We start from the raw sequence: 19789 nt of genomic DNA, 5'->3' as shown, positions 1-19789 counted from the left end.
AGTGCAAGAATTCCGGCGTCTTGGACGCTCTCCGAGAATCTTCCGGACCGAGGCTCCGGTTCATTGATCATCAGCAACAGTATGCCGGCTGTCCCAAAGCCCCATTACCTGGGTCACTGCGGCATCCAGTGTGGCATGTGACACGCCATCGCGCGCCAGTGTAGACAATCCCGGGGGAAAACGGTCGAGCACGATGCAGACGTGGCGTGCTCGATGAGAAAGGAATAAATGCAGGGAAGCAGAATCTATCAGGGTGACGGGGAGCGCCGATGGGTGGCTTTGAATTCTATGAGGACCGTTTCAAAGCCATATGCCTGATGGCATTCATGCTCACTTGAGAGCCTAGGCATCGGCCCCCACCAACGCGTCTACCTCTTCACGGCCAGGAGCCGTCGCTGGACCTCGACGTGTGACCGCAATTGCCGCTGCCGCATTGGCGCGCAGGGCCGCCCGGTCGACACTACTGCCCCTGGCCAATTCGGCCAGCAGCACGCCTGCATGGGCGTCGCCGGCGCCGTTGGTGTCAAGCGCCGTGACGGCAAAGCCGGGTATGTGCCGTGTCTGTCCAGCATGGTGGACCCAGCAACCTGCGGGGCCGTCGCGAATCACGATAAGAGCATCTTCGCGCAGAATGGAGGCCAGGCTATGAAGGGCGTCGGCTGGCCTCTGGGTTTGCGTGAAGCGCAGGGCTTCTTCGCGGTTGCTGGACCATAGGCTGATCAATGGAAGTACAGCGTGCATCTCGACGCCATGAACAGCATCAAGCAATGGGCCTGGGTCGAAGGCCACAGCAGTGCCACCGGGTAAACCGCCCAGCCAGGCGAGCAAGGCTGCTACCTTGTTTTTGTGTGCCAGACTATAGCCGCTGACAAATACGTAATCTTCGGCGCTGACCTGCACTCCCTGCAGATCAGCGGCGGACAAACCACCTTCAGCGCCCACATAGGAGATGAACGAGCGCTCTGCCGAGGCTTCCACCAAGGCGACCGCCAAGCCGGTATCCTCACCGGCAACCGGCTTTGTGGAAATCTCCACACCCTCGTCGCGCATGGCCTGGCGAGCCAGATCGCCGAAGCGGCCCTGGCCATGGCGGCCCAGGTAAACCGTGCGCAAGCCATTGCGGCAGGCAGCGGCCATGACATTGAAGCCGCCTCCGGCCTCGAACGTGGCGCTGCTGGCCAGCACATCTCCGCCCGATGACGGCAGGTGGTCGACGGCCATGACAAGGTCAACCACAACCTGGCCTGTATAGAACAATTTAGCGGGCATGGGCAGCCTCTTGGGTACTGACGCGGCGGTCACGCGCGCCGCCGAGTAGCGCGTACAGGCCACCGGCGACAATGAAGGTCACGATCCAGCCCAGGCCGTTATGACCCAGCCAGGTATCGGCGAGAAAGCCTTTGAACAGCACATGCTCCGGGGTGGTGGCCACGGTGGTGAAGCTGAAACCGAGCACGATGGCCAGTGCCCACGAGCCCAACACGCGCCATTCGACACCGCCGCGATACCAGTAGGCGCTGCGTGGTGTCTGGTCCAGCAGGTCTTTAGGGGAGTAAACGTGGCGGTGCAGCAGGTCGACGACAAAGATGCCGACCCACGCGGTAATGGGCACCGCCAGCATCGAAATGAAAGTAATGAAGGGGCCGTAGAAGCTGTCGGCGATCAGCATGAAGTAGATCGAACCCGCAAAGATCGCGACGATATCGACGATTACTGCGTGTACACGCTTGACCTTCAGGCCGAGGGTCAAGGTGGTCAGGCCGGCCGAGTAGACCGACAGGTTATTGGACAACAGCAGGCCGCCGAACGCAGTGATCAAATAGGGCACGGCCATCCAGGTGGGCAACATTTCGCGAATGGCGATGATCGGGTCGGTGGCTGAAGCCAGGTGGTCGTTGCCCACCGACAGCAGACCGCCGAGAGTGATCAGCAAAATCAGCGGGATCCCTGCACCAAACGCCGCTGAGGCCACCAGTCGAGTGGCCTTCACGCTGGCGTGCTGATAGCGCGACATGTCGGCGCCCGCGTTGGCCCAGCCGATACCTGTACCGGCAGCCATGGTGCCGACACCAATGATCATGGCACTCAACGGAGCTGCAGGCGCGTCGAAGACCAGGTTCCAGTCGATGTGGGTGAGCAGAAAACCACCAACGATCAGGTTCAGAGCGCCAAACAGGTAAGTCGCCCACTTCTGGATGACCAGCAATGTGGCATGGCCCAGGCCTGAGACGGTCAAGGTCAGCAGCACGAACAAGGCGATGAACAACAGGGTCAAGCCGGGCGCGTTCTTCGCCTCTACGGGGGTGCCGAAAAGGATCGCGAACAGTGACAGCAAGACGAACGCGGCGGTGGTGGTATTGACCGTTTCCCAGCCCAGACGCGACATAAGCGAAACCAGGGTGGGCCCGATATTGCCGCGCACCCCGAAGATGGCGCGGGACAGCGTCAGGCTTGGCGCACGACCACGCCGTCCGGCAATCGAGATAACCCCGACCACTGCGAATGAGCCAGCGGCACCTAGGATGGCGACGATAATGGCCTGCCAGATGGCCAGCCCCTGGAACGCTACCAGGGTGGCCCCGAGCGGCAAGCCCAGAATGCTGATATTGGCGGCGAACCAGACCCAGAACAACTGCAACGGGTGGCCATTGCATTCGTTTTCAGGGACCGGCTCGATGCCACGGGTTTCCAGCTGACCCGCACCTTGAGAGGCGGAAGATGTATTCATTTGCGTTGCTCCTATTGCCTTTATTGTGGTTGTGGCAGTACGTCAGCAGATGCAATCCAGTGCAAACAGGCCTTCCTGAGTAAGGGGCAGCCTGATCGCCGTTCGGAAGTCCGAGGGCGAGGGTGATCTGGTTCCAGCGGGCGAGCAGCGCTCGGCCCGTCAACCGGCGCGCAGGGCCAGCAGTTGATCGACCAAGGGGGCGAGCTCGAGCGCGTTGACCGCATCAATTTGCTCGATCAACGCCCTCGGCCATGCCTGCATGCCGGTGCAGGCGCCCAGCATGGCGCCCAGAATGGCAGCAATCGTATCGGTGTCACCGCCCAGGCTGGCCGCCATGCATACCGCATCGAACGGGCTGAGCTGGCTGCTGGCCACGCGGTGGGCGAGGGTGAACGCTGCGACCACCGATTCCTGTGAGGCGACCGAGGTGCCAATCACATCGTGAACCCGGTCGGCCAACTGTTCGTCGGTGCAGTCGGCGCACAGTGCTTTGGCCCAGTGAATGCGCGCGCCGATACGCCCACCCGCAACCCAATGGCCATGACGTTCGGCACTCAGGGCCACCTCGGCGCCAATCTCCAGAGACTCGGCCAGGGGGGCGCCATTGATCCCGGCGGACACCACAGCCGCGACCGCCGCTGCGCTGGAGATGCCCAGTGTGGTGTTATGGGTGACCTGACAGGCCTGCACCACCTGTTTGATGAAAGCCTCGCGATTGCCTACGTCGGCCGCGATGCCCACTGGGGTAATACGCATTGCTGCGCCATTGGTGGTGCCGAAGCGGCCAGCCTCTTCAGGGCTGTGACCATCAAGGATCATTTCAATCGCGCGCTTGGTCGAAGGCCCCAGCAGGTCTTGGGAGCCCTTGGCTTTCATGGCGGCTTCCCACTCGATCAGGCTGTGGGCCAAGGCTGAGGGGTCAATGCTACCGCCGCCGGCCACCAGCAGGTGTGCCACCAGAATGGCTTGTTCTGTGTCATCGGTGATGGCGCCCGCCGGCATGTCAGGTGCGATCGGCTGATCAGCATCGGCGCCGATGAGCGTACTGATATGGCCATAGCGTTGCAGGATCAATGCGCGCGGCAGCGATTGCGTCGGCATGCCCAAGGCGTCGCCCAAGGCCAGGCCATAAAAGGCACCCAGGCCTCGGTCTTGTAGAAATGCTGAGCTCATGTGGAGGATCCAAAGGCGAGATGAAGGCGGAAATGCACGGGGTCCAACAGGCTCTCTACGTGCTCCATAAAACGTGCACGGCGGTCAAATGTCGTGCGCACGGCTTTGAGAAACACCGTGCCGGGGTCGCGCGCCAGTAGCGCGGCGTCATCGCTGTTCAGGGGCTCTGCACCTATCCACTGGTCACCCTTGTCGCCAATGAAACCGTGGGCAGCCATGGTAACCGTCAGTGAGTCCTCCAGCAGGCCGTACTGCGGCAGGTCTTCCAGGCCATCGACCGCAGGGATCAATGCGCGCTCAAGGGAAACGATACTGCCATCGGCGGCGATACGGCGGCGGTCCAGGGCCACCAGGCTGGAGGTGCCCAGGCGTACTTCAAGGTCGGGCCGTTGCACCGCTACCAGACGCAGGATTTCCGTACGCACGCCGGCGCCAGTGTCAGCAAGAGCCTGGGCCCAGCCAGCGTGCTGATCCAGGCTAAAGCCGTCGTAGGTGACGATTGAGCCCACTCCGGTCTGGGTGGCAATGAAGTTACGCCGCTTGAGCTCGGACAACGCCTCACGCAGCGTGCCGCGGCTGACGTTAAATTCCTGGGCCAGGAGGTTTTCTCCGGGGAGCAGGGCGCCGGAGCTCATCTGGCCGCTTTCGATACGGCGTATCAGCTCATTGATCACCTGGGTTTTCTTGTCGAATCGAACCTGTCTAGTCATGTACAATTTATAGTGGCAAGGTGGATATGAATGCAAGCTGTTTTTGCATGCCACATCGCCACGCGACTTACCAGCAAGGCACTGATAATGGGCGAAAGTCGTATCCGCGAGCTTGAACGCCTTTGAAGGATGCGGGGGCCAGCGCACCATATCCGGAGCAGTGCCGATACTTGGATAGTGCTGTGTCGACAACCCCATTGGTGCAGCAGGAGGGCTCGTCGGTATCACGCTAGACGGGCGGGAGCAAACGAGTGTCTGCCAGCCTGATTGCTCCGGAGACTCGTCAGCAGTGCGTGTTACTTGCTATTTGAATCGCTCGATGGGGCAGGTTATGGCGTTCGCTGATCGCTCGTGGGGCGGGCGTGTTTGAAACCGTTCGCTCAGATGAAGCGCTGTTCCATTTCCTCTACTTTAAGTACTTGTCGATGTAAGACTGGATCTCTTGGCGTATGAAGCGCCCGGAGGCGTCAGCGCGCGCTTCCCAGCCGAAGACGCACGCGGTGACGATACCGTCGAAGCCGGTCCTGGCCAAGGCGCTGAAAAACACGTCCCACTTGGCGAACACACCTTTCTGATGCCAAGGTCAGACGTGACAACTCTGCCGTCCGGTTTGTGGGTGCTGCTTATCTGGCATTTTTTTGCTTGGAAAGCTTTTACCTCAACTGCATCGCAGTTGGAGGCCGATGTAGCCCTTGCATCCACGCCTCTGCTGCGTACTTTCCGGCAAGGTCTGGTGACCAATCTGCTAAATCGCAAATGAGCTCAATCTCTGCGCATATATTGTTCAACAATCAAAAAAACATCGAAAAATTTTGTCAGAGGTTTAACGAGTAAAACATGTACTTAGGTCCAGCACGGATCTGTTTTTTGCTTGAAAATAGAATTATTTTTCATTTCCCTCTTTCAATAAAATAAGTTGTAGCACAATATAGGGCTATCAGAAGCCTGCTGTGGATAGCCTTCCAAAGCCTGGAGTTCAGCGATGCGAGAGATGCGGGAGTGCAATTTCAGCGACAGCCTTGCGGTATTACAGGGCGATCTGGCAGCCACATTTACCCCGGTTTCGTTAGAGGAGACCGGTCGGATACTGCTGGATCAGTTTGAGATAAAAGCTGATCTGACCCGCTTCGCTACAGAAAAAGGCAATACCTTTCGCTGCGACAGTGCGGACGGTAAATCCGCTGTTTTGAAAATCGCTAATCCTCAGGACACGCCAGTTGAGCTATCGCTGCAAGTCGCGGTCGATAGCGTGGGCTTCCTCGTTCTGTCGTCAATATGGCATTCGCTTTCCCCTGGCCATGATTCGTCAGACCGTGCTTTCAGTCAGTGCCCCGCGCGAGGAAATACCCAGTGCGCTTCACACAGCTGGCGCCTCCATGACGCGCCGCGCCGATGGCAGTTACACGCTGGCGATCAGCGGCAGAGGACATGCTGATGTGACGCCACAGTTGCTCAGTTTCGCCCCGCAGTTTCTGCCTGTGTTTCAGCGCAGATGGCGCAACCTCGCACCGGGTGGCCTGGAGGGCCTGCGCTCGGGTCACGAGCGCCACAAACGCTGGTGCCTGGACCAGCCGACGCCAATGGAGAGGATGCGGATTTTCGATTCGAAAGCAGCTGCCAAGTCGGTGGCGCTGACCTACAAACGTGCAGTGGAGCTGGTTCCGGCGTTGAAAGATTCGACGGTCACTGCCGCTTGGGCCGGTTATGTAGACAGCACGCCTGATGGCGTTCCTGGCATTGGTGAAATGGACAACCTGCCTGGTTTGGTGCTGGCATCCGCGTTCAGTGGACATGGCTTCGGGATTGCTTCAGGCGCAGGTCATTTGATTGCCGACATCGTCAGCGGCAAAGCCCCGATCGTTGATCCGCAGCCCTACCACCCGAACCGCTTTCAATCGTCTGCCTGGGGCAAGGTTGCGGAGTTTTAAACGTACACACAGCTTGACTCACAGGAACCTTCGTTATGTTGAAGCACTCCGATCTGACCGCCCCATCCCAGCCCCGGCATGCTGCGTCAGCTGGCTCTGCGGCCCCACAGTTGATGCCATTGCGTGCTGACCATTTACCGCAGGCCATCGGCCTCTCATCTGCATTGGCGTGGCCATACCGGGAGGCTGACTGGCGCTTCGCCTTCGATCTTGGCGCCGGTCTCGCGGTGGAAGTAGAGGGCCAATTGGTCGGCACTGCCCTATGGTGGCTGCAGGGCGATAGTCACGCTTCGGTGGGCATGATCATTGTCTCGGCAGCTGTGCAGGGCAAGGGTATCGGACGCGCCCTTATGGACAGTGTGTTGCAGCACACGGGCGAGCGAACGCTGATTCTCAACTCGACTCAAGAAGGTTTGGCGCTGTACACCCGACTCGGGTTCGTTGCCCACGGGCAGCTCCATCAGCATCAGGCGGTGCTGGAGCAGGCATCGCATTTTGTCCCCGATGACTTGCACCTTCGAAGCATGCAGCCCTGCGACGAGCAGGCCGTGCGACAGCTGGACAGGGTGGCCACAGGCAGGGACCGCAGCGCATTGTTAAGCCACCTGTTCGACATCGGCAGCATCCTGGTCGTCGATCGAGGTGCCGGTGTGTTGGCTTACGGTTGTGTCCGCGAATGGGGCCGTGGCGTGGTCATCGGCCCGGTAATTGCCAGTGGGCCAGAAGCGGTGCCGGATGCCAAAGCGCTTATCGGCGCACTGGCGCATGCCCATCGAGGCCGTTTCGTTCGCATCGACGTGACCGACAGCAGTCGCTTGTCAAACTGGTTGACCGAGCTAGGTCTGCCTTGCGTTGGCTATGCAACCCCCATGGTGCGCACCACGCACTCCCCCCCGAACTCTGCTGAAACTGATGCGCGTTTATTTGCCCTGTCCAACCAGTCGATCGGCTGATGCAGGCAACTACTCACAGATTCTGCATTGCGCGAACGGCTCACTCACCCTCATGTAATGGATGTTGCGTATGAAAATGATGCCCTACTGGCTGGATACCGCTCCCAGGTTCGCAGCGGGTGAACGTGACGCGCCCAGCGGTGAGGTCGATGTGGCGATCGTCGGCGCCGGGTTTACCGGTTTGTCCGCCGCCATTGCACTGGCCAAAAAGGGTGCAAGGGTTGCCGTGTTCGAGGCTGGTTTGGTTGGCAACGCAGCCTCCGGACGCAATGGTGGAATGTGTAACAACGGTTTTGCCCAAGACTACTACGCGTTGTCTACCGCTATCGGGCGCGAGCGTGCGAACCTTTTGTTTCGCGCGTTTGACGCCGGCGTCAGTAAGGTCGAATCGCTGATCGCGGAGGAGGGCATCGACTGCAATTTTAAACGCGTCGGCAAGCTCAAACTGGCGGCCAAACCTGAGCATTTTGACAAGCTGGCCCGATCCCAGGCACTCATGGAAAAAGAATGCGACCCCGATACGTTCATGTTGACTCGGGAACAGCTGAGCAGCGAAGTCGGATCAGACCGTTATTTCGGTGGTCTGGTCTTTGCTAAAAGTGCCGGCATGCACGTAGGTCGCTATGGTCAGGGGCTTGCGGAGGCTGCGGCCCGGCGTGGCGTGCGCATCTATGAAGATGCACCGGTGCTTGGCCTGGCGCGTCACACAGGCACTGAGCATCAGGTAAAGACGCCGCGCGGCGAGGTGCGTGCCAAACAGGTGCTACTGGCGACTGGCACGTCCGCAGTCGGACCGCTGGGGTGGTTTCGCCGACGCATTGTGCCCGTGGGCGCTTTTATCATCGTTACCGAGCCATTGTCTGTTGAAGTGCTTGACCGTCTGGTGCCGAATCGGCGCATGTACACCGATACGAAAAACTTCGTTAACTACTTTCGGATCACCCCGGACAATCGCTTGTTGTTCGGTGGGCGTGCGCGGTTTGCCAAGTCGAACCCGGCATCCGACATGAAAAGTGGCGTGATCCTGCAGAAGGCACTGATCGATATCTTCCCTGAGCTGAGCGGTACACGCATCGATTACTGCTGGGGAGGCATGGTGGATATGACCCGCGACCGCCTGCCTCGTGCCGGTGAGCACGATGGGCTGTTCTATTCCATGGGTTACAGCGGTCATGGGACGCACATGGCGACCTACATGGGCGCGATCATGGCCGAGGTGCTCGATGGCCGCGCCGACCTCAATCCGTGGAAGGATTTCACCTGGCCTGCCATCCCGGGGCACTTTGGCAACCCATGGTTTCTGCCGTTAGTGGGCGCCTATTACCGGTTTCAGGACTTGGTGCGTTAAGCCGCGACCTGAAGTATCCCCCTGTTTGTTGATGTTGGCATCACCGTCGTGCGCGTTTGAAGGACGTTCCGCTTGGCCGGGACACTCCGCTTTCCTCACTTATGGCAGGTACAACTGAAATGACTGATACCAAGATCGACTCCCAACTGATCAGCGGCCAGGAAAGCCTGCGCGTCTTCGAAAGCCTTAACCGTGATATTTCTCGGCGCAGCGCGTTGCAAATGCTAGGAGTCGCCGGTGTCGCGGCCGCCGGAACCGGCAGTCTATTCGGCGCTGCCGGGAAGCTGTTCGCGGACGAGGCCGCAGCCCCCGTTAAAGGCAAGCCGGGCGGGCGGATTCGCGTCGCGGGCATGAACAGTTCAACTGCCGACACCCTCGATCCCGCCAAGGGTTCCGGTTCTACTGATTACACTCGGCATTTCATGTTTTATAACGGTTTGACGCGTTTCGACAGTCGTATGATCCCGCAATTGGAGTTGGCCGAGCGCTGTGAAACCACCGACGCCACACTTTGGGTGATCACCCTTCGAAAAGAGGTGACCTTCCACAATGGCAAGTCCCTGACGGCGGCCGACGTGGTGTTTTCTTTATTACGGCACAAGGATCCCATCGCAGGCTCCAAAGTCCTGTCGCTGGCAGAGCAGTTCAGCGAGGTCAAGGCGATCAGCGAAAGTGAAGTGCAGATACGTCTCAGCGGCCCGAACGCCGAGCTGATGTCGATTCTCGCAGTGTCGCATTTTCTGATTGTTCCCGAGGGCACCACCGACTTCAGCCTGGGCATCGGCACGGGGCCGTTCAAGGTCAAGGAGTTCAAGCCCGGCGTGCGCTCGATTGCCGTACGCAATATCCAATACTGGAAACCGGGTTTGCCTTACCTCGATGAGATCGAATTCATCGGTATTGCCGACGAACCTTCAAGGATCAACGCGCTGCTGTCAGGCGATGTGCATATCACCAATGAAGTCGATCCGCGCTCCACAGTACGCATCAAGGCCAGCAACACTCACAGGGTGATTTCGTCGCCGTCTGGAAACTACACCGATCTGATCATTCGCCAGGATCAAATGCCTGGTAAAAGCCCGGAATTCACTTTGGCGATGAAATACCTGCTGGATCGTGAGCAGATTGTATCTGCCGTCTTCAGGGGTTTCGCCGTGGTCGGTAACGATCATCCAATTTCGCCTGGTTCGCGTTACTTCAATGTTGATCTGCCACAACGAGTTTACGACCCGGAAAAAGCCAAGTTCCTTCTGAAAAAGGCCGGTATTGAGAGCATCAGCATGCCGGTGTACGCTGCGCCAGCTGCGACCGGCTCGGTGGATATGGCGGTTCTCTTGCAACAATCGGCGAAACAGGCCGGGCTCAAGCTAGATGTCAACCGCATGCCCAGTGACGGCTATTGGTCCAATCACTGGGCGAAGCATCCGCTGAGTTTCGGCAACATCAACCCACGGCCGAACGCCGACGTAATGTTCTCGCAGTTCTTCAAGTCGAACGCGCCGTGGAACGAGTCCGCCTGGAAGAACGAGAAGTTCGACCAGTTGCTGGTGTTGGCCCGTGCTGAAACCGATGAGGCCAAGCGCAGCACAATGTATGCGGACATGCAGGCACTGGTGCACGAACATTGCGGCATCGGTGTTCCGGTCTTCATCAGCAATATTGACGGTATCGATCAGCGCATCAAAGGCTACGGCAGCAACCCGCTGGGTGGTTTCATGGGCTACATGTTTGCAGAGCAAGTCTGGCTGGATGCTTAATCAGAGGCGGTACTTCGAGAAAACAGCACCAGCAAATGCATCGCGGTGGCAACGCTGCGGTTGTTGAAGTCATCCAGACGCAGGTGAAACCTGCCTGGGTCAGCTGGAGTTTTGATCGCCGCGCTGGATGACGGGTGGCAGCAGTTGTGCGCGGCTCATCCACTTTGTGGCAGCCTTTCAGTCAATGTGAGATCGCGATTTTGAGCTGCGGTGCGATCTGTTCGAAGGAGTTAGGGCCTTAGGTGGCTGAACTGCGCTAGAAGCCACTCAGCGAGTTCAAACTCCACACCTTGCAGTTCATTCGACCCTAACCATATCAACCCATATTGACTGCCGTCAGGGTCAAAGCCAGCAGGTGCCGCCAAGCTTCCTCGTCCCACATCGTCAACAGCGAGTATCAGCGGGCTGAGGGCGACACCAAGGCCTGCAGCTGCAGCTTCGACAATCAGAGAGTGATGGTCGTAGTACCGGATTTCTGTGGGCCGAAGCGCCGACGGATGGGTACTCAGCCATTGCGCCCATGCGTCAGGTCGCGTCTTCGACCCGAGAGCAAGATAGTCGCCGCGTTCGAAATTCGGCACCAATTCCGGCCTCATGACAGGCCCAACCTTTTCGGGGAAAAGGGGCCGGACATTCCACGTCTCGGGCACAGCGAAATCTAGCCGTCGAATAGCGAGATCCACCTGACTTTTGCGAAAGTCCACCAGCCCGCCACCCACGGAGAGGTGGAGGGCGATGTTTGGATGCGCCACTTGAAATCCCCCCAACCGCGGAATGAGCCAGCGCATGGCAACTGAAGGTTCGCAGGAGAGCACCAGGGCCGTTTTCCCGACACTGGTAGCACGCAGGCTTTGCATGGTGGCGGCCAACTCGCCGAAAAACCTGCCAAGGGTGAGGTTGAGTGTCTCGCCGGCCGGTGTGAGCCGCAGGCCTCGCCCATTCCTCTCGAATAACTTGACCCCGATGTCGTCGGCGAGTTTGGTGATGCGGCGACTGACAGCGCCGTGCGTGAGCGCGAGCGAGTCAGCGGCACGCCGGACTGAACCCAGCCGCGCTGTTGCTTCGAATGCTCGCAGGTCATCGAGCGAAGGTATTTCTGAATGGTCCATTGGTGAGAAATTATCACCAATAGTGATCAGAAACTATCGCTTTTTATAGTGTGAATGAATTTTTACAATCGATACATGTGTAGAAGACATCAACCGAATATTGGGGGCCTAATGCTTACAGATAATCAACCCAATATCGGGATCCTCGCCGACGATCTGACCAGTGCGGCAGATGGCGCGGCACCTTTCGTCGCTCGCGGACTGAGCGCGCAAATCGGAAGGGGCCAGCTTCCACGTCAAACAGCAGCGGTCGTCGCTGTCGATAGCGGTTCGCGATCCGCTACTTTGTCGCAAGCTTGTGAGGAGGTCGCACGATTGACCTCACTGCTTTCCGGTTGCGCCGTGTTCTACAAGACGGTGGACTCCACGCTACGCGGCAATATCGCGGAAGAGCTTGAGGCATGTTTTGCGGCGAGCGGCCGTAGATCACTGGTGTTCGCACCAGCCTTTCCCCAAGCCGGACGTACGACGGTGGGCGGAATTCAGTTTGTTGACGGTATCCCGGTTTCCGAGAGTGTGTATGGCCAAGACCCTGTGCACCCGGCGCGGCATTCTGCGCTTGTCGACCTGGTCCCGAACTGCATCAAGGATGTCACGCTGCTCGATGCGGTAACGCAGGAAGAACTCGACGCGCAAATTGCTTCTATCGAGGACCCAGAATCTATCCTGTGGCTTGGCTCTCCTGGAATGGCGGTAGCCCTGGCGCGGCGTTTTGTGCCGGCGAAGACTGCACCGCAATTGCTTGATTGCATCAGTAACGATGTTTTGGTCGTCATTGGAAGCGCGAATCCGCGCAGCCATCGACAGGCAGATCTGGTCCGGGAGCTCAGCAGCGTCACGCTGCTGCGCGGACCAGCTACGCGCGAGCGCGACCCGGCTGCGGTGCTGCGCCGCATTGCAGACGACGCGGCGCGCGAACTTCAAGATACACGCTTCGGCGCGTTAATCGCCACCGGCGGCGACACGATGGAAGCTGTCCTGGATCTTCTCAACGTTCGTGAGTTCGAGGTCCTGCAAGAACTGGAACCCGGTTTTCCTCTTTCTCGCGCCAAGCTTGGCGGGGGACGCACGCTCCTGCTTGCCATGAAAGCCGGTGGCTTTGGCAGTGACGACTCTCTAGAGCGCGCTATCGCGCAGATACGCGGTGCAGCCCAAGCCATACACAAGGATTTACTATGAAAAATATTTTCCCTCCAATTGCCCTGACGATGGGCGATGCATCCGGCATTGGGCCGGAAATCGTTGCGAAGTTACTTGCGAAGGGCGGCGAACGCGTGGTCGTGTTCGGCAGCTGTATCGTGATGCAGGACATCGTGCGTCGGCTGGGCCTGGACATCGAGGTGAGACGCATAGATGTGCCCGATGCGGCGCAGTTCCAGCCGCGCGTCATTGAAGTCATCGAGGCCACCCGGATCGTCGAGCCTCCACCACTCGGGCAGATCAGCGCGATTTCCGGGCAGGCGGCCTTCGATGCCATCGTTGCAGCGATAGCAGCAGCCAAGTCCGGAGAGGTGAGCGGTATCGTCACGGCGCCGATCAATAAGGAGGCGATGAGCAGCGCCGGAATTCGCTACCCCGGCCATACGGAAATTCTGGCCGAGTATGGCGGCGCCAGTCGTGTGGCAATGATGCTGGCCAACGACGACATCCGTACGGTGCTCGTCACGATCCACACCTCACTGCGCAAAGCGATCGAACAGGGTGATTTCGACGCGCAGATGTCGGCCATCCGCCTTGCCCACGAGGGCGGGAAGGCGCTCGGCTTCCCGAGCCCACGTATAGCCGTTGCAGGTCTCAATCCGCACGCCGGTGAAGGCGGCCTGTTTGGCGATGAGGAAATCAGGATCATCCTGCCTGCAATTGAAGCGGCCCGTGCCGAAGGTATAGATGCCAGCGGCCCACATCCAGGCGACACAGTCTATATGCAGGCACGGATGGGCAGATTCGATGTCGTCGTAGCCCAATACCACGATCAAGGGCTGATCCCTGTGAAGTATCTCGGTCTGGAAAAAGGAGTGAACATCACACTGGGCCTGCCGTTTGTCCGCACCAGCCCGGATCACGGCACGGCGTTTGACATCGCGGGCCGGGGTATTGCCGACCACGCCAGCCTGGAAACTGCACTTGCCTATGCAAAGCGTCTTGTAGCTGCGCAGGCCACGCAAAACTAATTGAAAGGGAACCATCATGGGACTTCGCTTCATTTTCATGCTCACGCGCAATGACCGCACGGTTGCAGACGCATCGCAGCAACTCCAAACGGCGCTCGACCTCGGTGTTCGACACATCGGCTTCAAGGACATCGGCTTGCCGATCGAGCAGTTGAAGAGCCTCAATGCAGCCATCAAGGCGGGCGGTGCCACCTCCTACCTGGAGGTCGTGTCGTTGGACCGAGAAAGCGAAATCGTGTCAGCGAAGGCGGCTGTCGAGATCGGCGTCGACATTCTTCTTGGTGGCACGCGGGTCGATGACGTGCTGCCGATCATCAAGGAGACCGGCATCCAGTACTTTCCCTTCCCCGGTCTGATCACCGGTCACCCGAGCGTGCTGGAAGGCAGCATCGAGGAGATTGTCGACAGCGCCAAGGCGATGGCAGCGCGCGATGGTGTGCACGGCCTGGATCTGCTGGCATACCGTTCGGCGGAGAACGTGCCCGAGTTGATGCGGGCCGTCTGTGCTGCAGTCTCCAAGCCTGTCTACGTTGCAGGCTCAATCGCAAGCCCCGAGAGAATTGCAATAGTTCAGGGTGCAGGCGCAGCTGGATTCACGATCGGGACTGCGGCCTTGGACGGCCAATACCCTGCCGATGGGAAGGACGTGCCCAGTCAGCTCAACGCAATCCTGCGCGACGTCGCCGCTCTGAACAAGCATCTTTCGCCAATTCGCAAGAAGAACCTGTCAACCGTGTTTGCCGACAAAGTCGAGGGGCAGATCAACAACACGCACATCAAGGTCGCCATGTTCAAGGGCGCCTCCAACTGGTCATTTCGACAGAACGACGATGAACTGTTTTTTGTTCACCGGGGGCGGCTGCTCATGAAATTCCGTGACCGTGAAGAGATTGTCGAACCGGGAGAGTTCATCGTCGTACCGCATGGCGTTGAGCACTGTGCGGTGGCTTTGGACGCAGAGGCATGTGAAGTGTTGCTGGCAATCGCCGGCTAGGTCTTCAGAGAAATCATCGCGCAACGCGCAGGAGCAATCATGACCGTAGCCCAAGTGCTGCATCGCGCCGACGGTGCACCCGTTTCAACTTCCTTCCGCCAAGCGGCGTTCGGTAAGGACGATCCTTTTGCACGACATCGCGAGATTGCCTGGGAAGGAGCCGACTCGATGATCGCGGGTCGAACCAGTTTCATCGGTGAACTTGAAGTTCCGGGCTTCCCTCACAACGAAACCATTGTCGTCGTCGAGGGAGAGCTGACCCTGACCGCAGCCGGAGCGGCCCCGCTGGTGCTCGGCCCGCAAGCGGGTGCTGTCATCGGGTGCGGTACGGAGCTTCGCATCCAGGCCGAATCGGGCGCGCGATTCGTGTTTTGCGCGGCCGCTTGCGACAAGCCGACAAGACGCGGGCTGTTCCCGCTATACGCTGACGCCGACTTCAAGCCATCCGCCTCGCTGCCCGCAGAGGCACTGCTGAGCCAGCCCCCGCAATGCCGCAAGGACAATGTATTCACCGAGGACGGCACGCAGTACAGCGCGGGCACCTGGGATTCGACACCGTACCACCGGATTGTTCGCCCGCATCGCATCAACGAATTCATGTACCTGCTGGCCGGCGGCGTGCGGTTCGCGACTCCTGATGGCTGCGTGCTGTCGCTGGGCACTGGCGACGCACTGTTCGTGCCTCAAGGCGCGCAGGTTGGATGGGAAAGCAGCGATCGCGTGGCGAAGTTCTATGTGACCCAAAGCGTCCAGGCCTGAATTGACTAGCGAGACCCATCATGTCCCCACCACTGAACCACATTAACACATCCTCCAAGCCACCTGCCTCCGCCGAGGTCGTCGTGATCGGCGGCGGCATCATCGGTGTCTTTACCGCCTACTACCTGGCCAAGCGCGGCGTATCCGTCGCCTTGGTCGAGAAGGGGAGGATTGGGGCTGAACAGTCCAGCCGCAATTGGGGCTGGTGCCGGCAGCAGAACCGCGACGCCCGCGAACTGCCCATGGCGAGCAAGAGCCTTGATCTCTGGGAGCAATTTGCCTCTGAGAGCGGTGAAGACACAGGTTTTCGTCGCTGCGGGCTCTTGTTTCTTAGTAACGACGAGGCTGAGATTTCTCGTTGGGCCAGCTGGCATGATTTTGCCAAGAGCGCCGGCGTGACAACCCACATGCTAAGCAGCCGCGAGGCCGCCCAGCAGGGGCAAGCGACCGGTCGCGCCTGGAAGGGCGGCGTCTTCTCGCCCACCGATGGCACCGCCGATCCTGGTAAGGCTGCGCCGGCCGTGGCAGCTGCGCTTATAAAGCTCGGCGGCAGTGTCCACCAGAACTGTGCCGCCCGCGGCATCGAGACCGAAGGCGGGCGGGTTAGCGGCGTGGTGACCGAAGCCGGGGTCATCAAGACCAAGACGGTTGTGCTTGCCGGTGGGGCCTGGGCCTCCTCGTTCTGCCGTCAGCTGGGCATCCGTTTTCCCCAGGCTTCTATACGCCAATCGATCCTGAGCGTGTCCCCTGTGGAACATTGCTTGCCGGATGCCCTGTTTACGAAAGGCGTGTCCTTCACGCGCCGCAACGACGGACGCTACGCATTGGCCATCAGCGGCCGCGCACGCGTGGACGTGACGCCGCAGTTCATGCGATTCGCGCCGCAATTCTTGCCCATGTTCGCGGAGCGCTGGCGCAACCTTCTTCCGGGAGGCCTGCAAGGCATTCAGGGTGGGCACGAAACGCTAAGGCGCTGGCGGCTCGATGCGCCGACCCCCATGGAGCGGATGCGCATCCTCGATCCGAAGCCCTGTTTGTCCACGATCAGGGAGACCCACCGCCGCGCCGTTGAACTGTTGCCCCAGCTTCACGATGCAAAGATCACGCACGCGTGGGCCGGCTTCGTCGACTGCACACCGGACGGTGTTCCCGGCATCGGCGAGGTACCGGGGGTGCCAGGCTTCATCCTCGCAGCAGGCTTTTCCGGACACGGCTTCGGCATTGCACCTGGAGCCGGCCACCTGATCGCTGACCTTGCCAGTGGTGCCGAACCGATCGTTGACCCTGTACCGTACCGGCCGGGCCGGTTCAGCAGTTCCGCATGGGGCAAGGTCGCTGATTTTTAGGCCATACCCACCCAGCCAAGCCTGAAACGGCTTTCTCGCGGAGTCCCGATGACGGCACACCGTTCCGGGAAGAAGCCAGGATCCTGCGAATGTTGCAAGTCCGAGGAGAGAAACCATGACCAATCAAACGAGGAATGCCGGCGTCACTTATCGCCGGATGACTGAGGATGACCTTCCCTCGGCACATGAACTGTCGCAGGCGGTGTACTGGGCGCATCGCCTCGAAGACTGGCAGTTAATGTACCGCCTCGGCACGGGTTTCGTGGCGCAGGAAAACGGTACGCTGGCTGGCACCGGGCTGTGCTGGAAATTCGGCAATACCCATGCCTCGCTCGGCATGATCATTGTGTCATCGGAACGGCAAGGCAAGGGCATCGGTCGCGAACTGATGAACCTGGTGCTTGAGGAACTGGGCGAGCGCTGCATCTTGCTCACGGCCACCCCGGTCGGACAGCCACTGTATGAAAAGCTGGGCTTCGTGCCGACCGGCACCGTCGACCATCATCAGGGCATGATGCAGCAACCGTCCCCACTTGCACTTGCCGCGGGAGAGCGCATCCGTCCGGTTGCGGCCGGCGATCTGCAAGCGCTGGCGGCACTGGCAACGCGCGCCCTTGGCATGCCACGTGAAGAGTTTATGGCGCAAGTGCTAAATGTGGCCGAGGGCGTACTGATCGAAAAGAATGGCGAAGCGATCGGATTCTCCATCATGCGCCCCTTCGGCCTCGGCCGTGTGATCGGCCCAGTGGTGGCCCCCGATACACAGCGTGCCAAGGCCCTGATCGCCCATTGGGCGCGAACCTACTCCGGTTCCTTCGTGCGCGTCGATGTGACCGGCGAAAGCGGCCTTGGCACTTGGGTGGAAAGCCTCGGGCTGGCACTAGCCGGGCCCTCGGTGCGCATGGTTCGCGGCCAGGCACCGGTATCGGACGACACGGTCAAGCAATATGCGATCTTCAGCCAGGCCCTAGGTTGAGCGCGGCCGCAATGCCGTCTACCTATTCCTGACCACTCTTGGGCATTTCGGCAAATCCTGGTTCCTGACGAAGGTAATGGCGTATTAACGATTACGGGACCAATACACTGAATTTATGCAGTTGCGTCACGTTGCAAAAACGCTTCGGCAATGCGGGAGCATTCGAACCTTCAAACGGTAGAACCGATATGACTGACGATAAAAACAAAGTCGACTCCCAATTGATCACAGGCCAAGAAAGCCTGCGTGTTTTTGAAGGGCTCAATCGTGGTATGTCGCGCCGTGATGCCTTGCGCATGCTGGGGGTCGCAGGGATTGCTGCCGCTGGCGCGGGCAGCCTGTTCGGTTCGGCCGGCCAAGTGTTCGCCGCAACCTCAGCAAGTACGGGTCAAGGCAAGCAGGGTGGCCGCATCAAGGTTGCCACATCGACAAGCTCGACCGCCGATACGCTGGACCCGGCAAAGGGCGCGAACTACACCGACTACTGTCGGCACAACATGTTCTATAACGGCTTGGCGGTCTTGGACGCGCAACTGACGCCGCGCATGGCTCTGGCGGAGTCGTTCGATACAGATGATGCGATCTCCTGGACCATCAAGCTGCGCAAGGACGTTGTATTCCACGATGGCAGGCCATTCACTTCGGCCGACGTCGTCTATTCGTTGAACCGCCACAAGCTACCGGAGACTGGCTCCAGGGTGGTGGCCATTGCGCAGCAGTTGGAGGAGGTGAAGGCCGTTGGACCACATGAGGTGCAGATCCGCTTGGTCAGCCCGAATGCCGACCTGCCGGCGATCCTTGCCACTACTTATTTTCTCATCGTGCGCGACGGTACCACCGATTTCGCCATCGCCAACGGCACCGGGCCTTTCAAATGTGCGGAATTCCAGCCAGGCGTGCGCTCGATCAGTGCGCGCAACGCCAGCTATTGGAAGCCGGGCCTGCCTTACCTCGACGAGATCGAATTCTTCTCGATCCCCGACGAGGCTGCTCGTATCAGTGCCCTGCTTGCCGGTGATGTGGACCTGATTAATCCGATCAATCCGCGTTCGGTTGCGCGCATTCAGGAAAGTGCCAAGGTAGAGTTGATGGAGACCCCGACCGGTGGCTATACCAATCTAGGGCTGCGCGACAATCTGGGCCCGGTGCAGAACCCGGACTTTGTCCTGGCGATGAAGTATCTGCAAGATCGCAAACAGATCAATCGGGTTGCTTTCCGGGGCTACGGCGTGATCGCCAACGACCAGCCGGTCGCCCCCAGCAATCGTTACTACTTCGCTGGTCTGCCACAACGTGAGTACGACCTGGATAAGGCCAGGTTCCACCTGCAGAAATCCGGCATGGCCGGACGTCCCTTGCCCCTTGTGTGTTCCGACGCCGCTACTGGCTCAGTGGACATCGCGCAGTTGCTGCAGCTCTCCGGGCAGCAGATCGGCCTCAAGCTGGATATCAAACGGATGCCAGCGGATGGCTACTGGTCCAGTCACTGGATGAAGCATCCGTTGTACTTCGGCAACATCGGCGCGCGCCCGACCGTCGACCTGATGTTCAGCCTGTTCTACCAGTCCAGCGCGGGCATGAACGAATCGGGTTGGAAGAACGAACAGTTCGACCAGTTGCTGGTCGCTGCGCGCGGCGAGACTGATGAAGCTAAACGTAAGCAGATGTATGGCGATATGCAGGTGCTGGTGAATGAACACTGCGGTGTCGGTATTGCGCAGTTCAACAGCAGCCTCGATGGCCACAGCGTCAAGTTGAAAGGACTTACCCCTCATCCACTCGGTGGGATGATGGGTTACATGTTCGCCGAGAACGTCTGGCTGGATGCCTGAGCAAC

Annotated in this window: 16 protein-coding genes and 2 pseudogenes; 11 read left to right on the top strand and 7 right to left on the bottom strand. The window is 59.4% G+C overall.

Annotated features, from left to right (window positions below):
- Positions 1–60 precede the first annotated feature (60 nt).
- The 6 genes and pseudogenes from POR16_RS13205 to POR16_RS13180 form a co-directional block, all read right to left on the bottom strand.
- A pseudogene (locus tag POR16_RS13205) lies at positions 61–192 on the bottom strand (TetR/AcrR family transcriptional regulator); the annotation flags it as partial.
- Between the two features lie 150 nt (positions 193–342).
- On the bottom strand, positions 343–1269 hold the full coding sequence (locus POR16_RS13200) for a PfkB family carbohydrate kinase (protein WP_005894179.1): 927 nt from the start codon (positions 1267–1269) through the stop codon (positions 343–345).
- Positions 1259–2728, bottom strand: a complete 1470-nt coding sequence (locus tag POR16_RS13195) for a purine-cytosine permease family protein (protein ID WP_122381165.1) — start codon at positions 2726–2728, stop codon at positions 1259–1261. The genes POR16_RS13200 and POR16_RS13195 overlap by 11 nt, the downstream gene beginning before the upstream one ends.
- A 159-nt stretch (positions 2729–2887) precedes the next feature.
- Complete coding sequence (locus tag POR16_RS13190; RefSeq protein ID WP_122311733.1) at positions 2888–3901, bottom strand: ADP-ribosylglycohydrolase family protein; 1014 nt, start codon at positions 3899–3901, stop codon at positions 2888–2890.
- Positions 3898–4611, bottom strand: coding sequence for a GntR family transcriptional regulator (locus POR16_RS13185; protein WP_024669325.1), 714 nt, complete (start codon positions 4609–4611; stop codon positions 3898–3900). Before POR16_RS13185 ends, POR16_RS13190 begins: the two co-directional genes overlap by 4 nt.
- A gap of 406 nt (positions 4612–5017) precedes the next feature.
- Entirely contained in the window at positions 5018–5176 is a 159-nt protein-coding gene (locus POR16_RS13180; protein ID WP_234887611.1) for a hypothetical protein, read from the bottom strand.
- Positions 5177–5858: 682 nt separating this feature from the next.
- Between POR16_RS13180 and POR16_RS13175 the strand changes: the two are divergent.
- From POR16_RS13175 to POR16_RS13160, 4 genes and pseudogenes are all read left to right on the top strand, one after another.
- Positions 5859–6539, top strand: a pseudogene (locus POR16_RS13175) (NAD(P)/FAD-dependent oxidoreductase); the annotation flags it as partial.
- 35 nt (positions 6540–6574) lie between these two features.
- Positions 6575–7492 carry a GNAT family N-acetyltransferase gene (locus POR16_RS13170; protein ID WP_122381164.1) on the top strand — a complete coding sequence of 306 codons (918 nt, stop codon included), beginning with the start codon at positions 6575–6577 and terminating at the stop codon, positions 7490–7492.
- A 70-nt stretch (positions 7493–7562) separates the two neighbouring features.
- Positions 7563–8840 (top strand): NAD(P)/FAD-dependent oxidoreductase, encoded by a 1278-nt coding sequence (locus POR16_RS13165; RefSeq protein WP_024669321.1) that lies wholly within the window; start codon positions 7563–7565, stop codon positions 8838–8840.
- A gap of 119 nt (positions 8841–8959) precedes the next feature.
- Entirely contained in the window at positions 8960–10597 is a 1638-nt protein-coding gene (locus tag POR16_RS13160) for an ABC transporter substrate-binding protein (protein ID WP_005894191.1), read from the top strand.
- A gap of 230 nt (positions 10598–10827) precedes the next feature.
- Here the strand turns inward: POR16_RS13160 and POR16_RS13155 are convergent, their stop codons facing one another.
- Positions 10828–11706, bottom strand: a complete 879-nt coding sequence (locus POR16_RS13155; RefSeq protein WP_024669319.1) for a LysR family transcriptional regulator — start codon at positions 11704–11706, stop codon at positions 10828–10830.
- Between the two features lie 111 nt (positions 11707–11817).
- Here POR16_RS13155 and POR16_RS13150 point away from each other — a divergent pair, with 111 nt between their 5' ends.
- The 7 genes from POR16_RS13150 to POR16_RS13120 all read left to right on the top strand — a co-directional run bounded on the left by POR16_RS13150 (position 11818) and on the right by POR16_RS13120 (position 19784).
- A complete protein-coding gene (locus POR16_RS13150; protein WP_024669318.1) occupies positions 11818–12885 on the top strand; it encodes a four-carbon acid sugar kinase family protein in 1068 nt (355 codons plus the stop codon).
- Entirely contained in the window at positions 12882–13877 is a 996-nt protein-coding gene (gene pdxA, locus POR16_RS13145) for a 4-hydroxythreonine-4-phosphate dehydrogenase PdxA (RefSeq protein WP_005894197.1), read from the top strand. The genes POR16_RS13150 and pdxA overlap by 4 nt, the downstream gene beginning before the upstream one ends.
- Before the next feature lie 37 nt (positions 13878–13914).
- On the top strand, positions 13915–14871 hold the full coding sequence (locus tag POR16_RS13140; protein WP_201769832.1) for a cupin domain-containing protein: 957 nt from the start codon (positions 13915–13917) through the stop codon (positions 14869–14871).
- Positions 14872–14910: 39 nt separating this feature from the next.
- Positions 14911–15630 carry a cupin domain-containing protein gene (locus POR16_RS13135; RefSeq protein WP_005894200.1) on the top strand — a complete coding sequence of 240 codons (720 nt, stop codon included), beginning with the start codon at positions 14911–14913 and terminating at the stop codon, positions 15628–15630.
- A 20-nt stretch (positions 15631–15650) separates the two neighbouring features.
- Positions 15651–16976, top strand: a complete 1326-nt coding sequence (locus POR16_RS13130) for an NAD(P)/FAD-dependent oxidoreductase (RefSeq protein ID WP_122381163.1) — start codon at positions 15651–15653, stop codon at positions 16974–16976.
- 115 nt (positions 16977–17091) lie between these two features.
- Complete coding sequence (locus POR16_RS13125; RefSeq protein ID WP_005894203.1) at positions 17092–17952, top strand: GNAT family N-acetyltransferase; 861 nt, start codon at positions 17092–17094, stop codon at positions 17950–17952.
- A 188-nt stretch (positions 17953–18140) separates the two neighbouring features.
- Entirely contained in the window at positions 18141–19784 is a 1644-nt protein-coding gene (locus POR16_RS13120; protein ID WP_005894204.1) for an ABC transporter substrate-binding protein, read from the top strand.
- The last annotated feature ends 5 nt before the right edge of the window (positions 19785–19789 follow it).

It is taken from the genome of Pseudomonas coronafaciens pv. oryzae str. 1_6, assembly GCF_000156995.2.
GTDB classification, from domain to species: domain Bacteria; phylum Pseudomonadota; class Gammaproteobacteria; order Pseudomonadales; family Pseudomonadaceae; genus Aquipseudomonas; species Aquipseudomonas tremae.
This window is presented reverse-complemented; position numbering and strand designations above follow the sequence as displayed.

Coding starts and splice junctions, on each gene's coding strand:
- POR16_RS13200 (WP_005894179.1), bottom strand. CDS start 1,269: ATGCCCGCTAAATTGTTCTATACAGGCCAGGTTGTGGTTGACCTTGTC.
- POR16_RS13195 (WP_122381165.1), bottom strand. CDS start 2,728: ATGAATACATCTTCCGCCTCTCAAGGTGCGGGTCAGCTGGAAACCCGT.
- POR16_RS13190 (WP_122311733.1), bottom strand. CDS start 3,901: ATGAGCTCAGCATTTCTACAAGACCGAGGCCTGGGTGCCTTTTATGGC.
- POR16_RS13185 (WP_024669325.1), bottom strand. CDS start 4,611: ATGACTAGACAGGTTCGATTCGACAAGAAAACCCAGGTGATCAATGAG.
- POR16_RS13170 (WP_122381164.1), top strand. CDS start 6,575: ATGTTGAAGCACTCCGATCTGACCGCCCCATCCCAGCCCCGGCATGCT.
- POR16_RS13165 (WP_024669321.1), top strand. CDS start 7,563: ATGAAAATGATGCCCTACTGGCTGGATACCGCTCCCAGGTTCGCAGCG.
- POR16_RS13160 (WP_005894191.1), top strand. CDS start 8,960: ATGACTGATACCAAGATCGACTCCCAACTGATCAGCGGCCAGGAAAGC.
- POR16_RS13155 (WP_024669319.1), bottom strand. CDS start 11,706: ATGGACCATTCAGAAATACCTTCGCTCGATGACCTGCGAGCATTCGAA.
- POR16_RS13150 (WP_024669318.1), top strand. CDS start 11,818: ATGCTTACAGATAATCAACCCAATATCGGGATCCTCGCCGACGATCTG.
- pdxA (WP_005894197.1), top strand. CDS start 12,882: ATGAAAAATATTTTCCCTCCAATTGCCCTGACGATGGGCGATGCATCC.
- POR16_RS13140 (WP_201769832.1), top strand. CDS start 13,915: ATGCTCACGCGCAATGACCGCACGGTTGCAGACGCATCGCAGCAACTC.
- POR16_RS13135 (WP_005894200.1), top strand. CDS start 14,911: ATGACCGTAGCCCAAGTGCTGCATCGCGCCGACGGTGCACCCGTTTCA.
- POR16_RS13130 (WP_122381163.1), top strand. CDS start 15,651: ATGTCCCCACCACTGAACCACATTAACACATCCTCCAAGCCACCTGCC.
- POR16_RS13125 (WP_005894203.1), top strand. CDS start 17,092: ATGACCAATCAAACGAGGAATGCCGGCGTCACTTATCGCCGGATGACT.
- POR16_RS13120 (WP_005894204.1), top strand. CDS start 18,141: ATGACTGACGATAAAAACAAAGTCGACTCCCAATTGATCACAGGCCAA.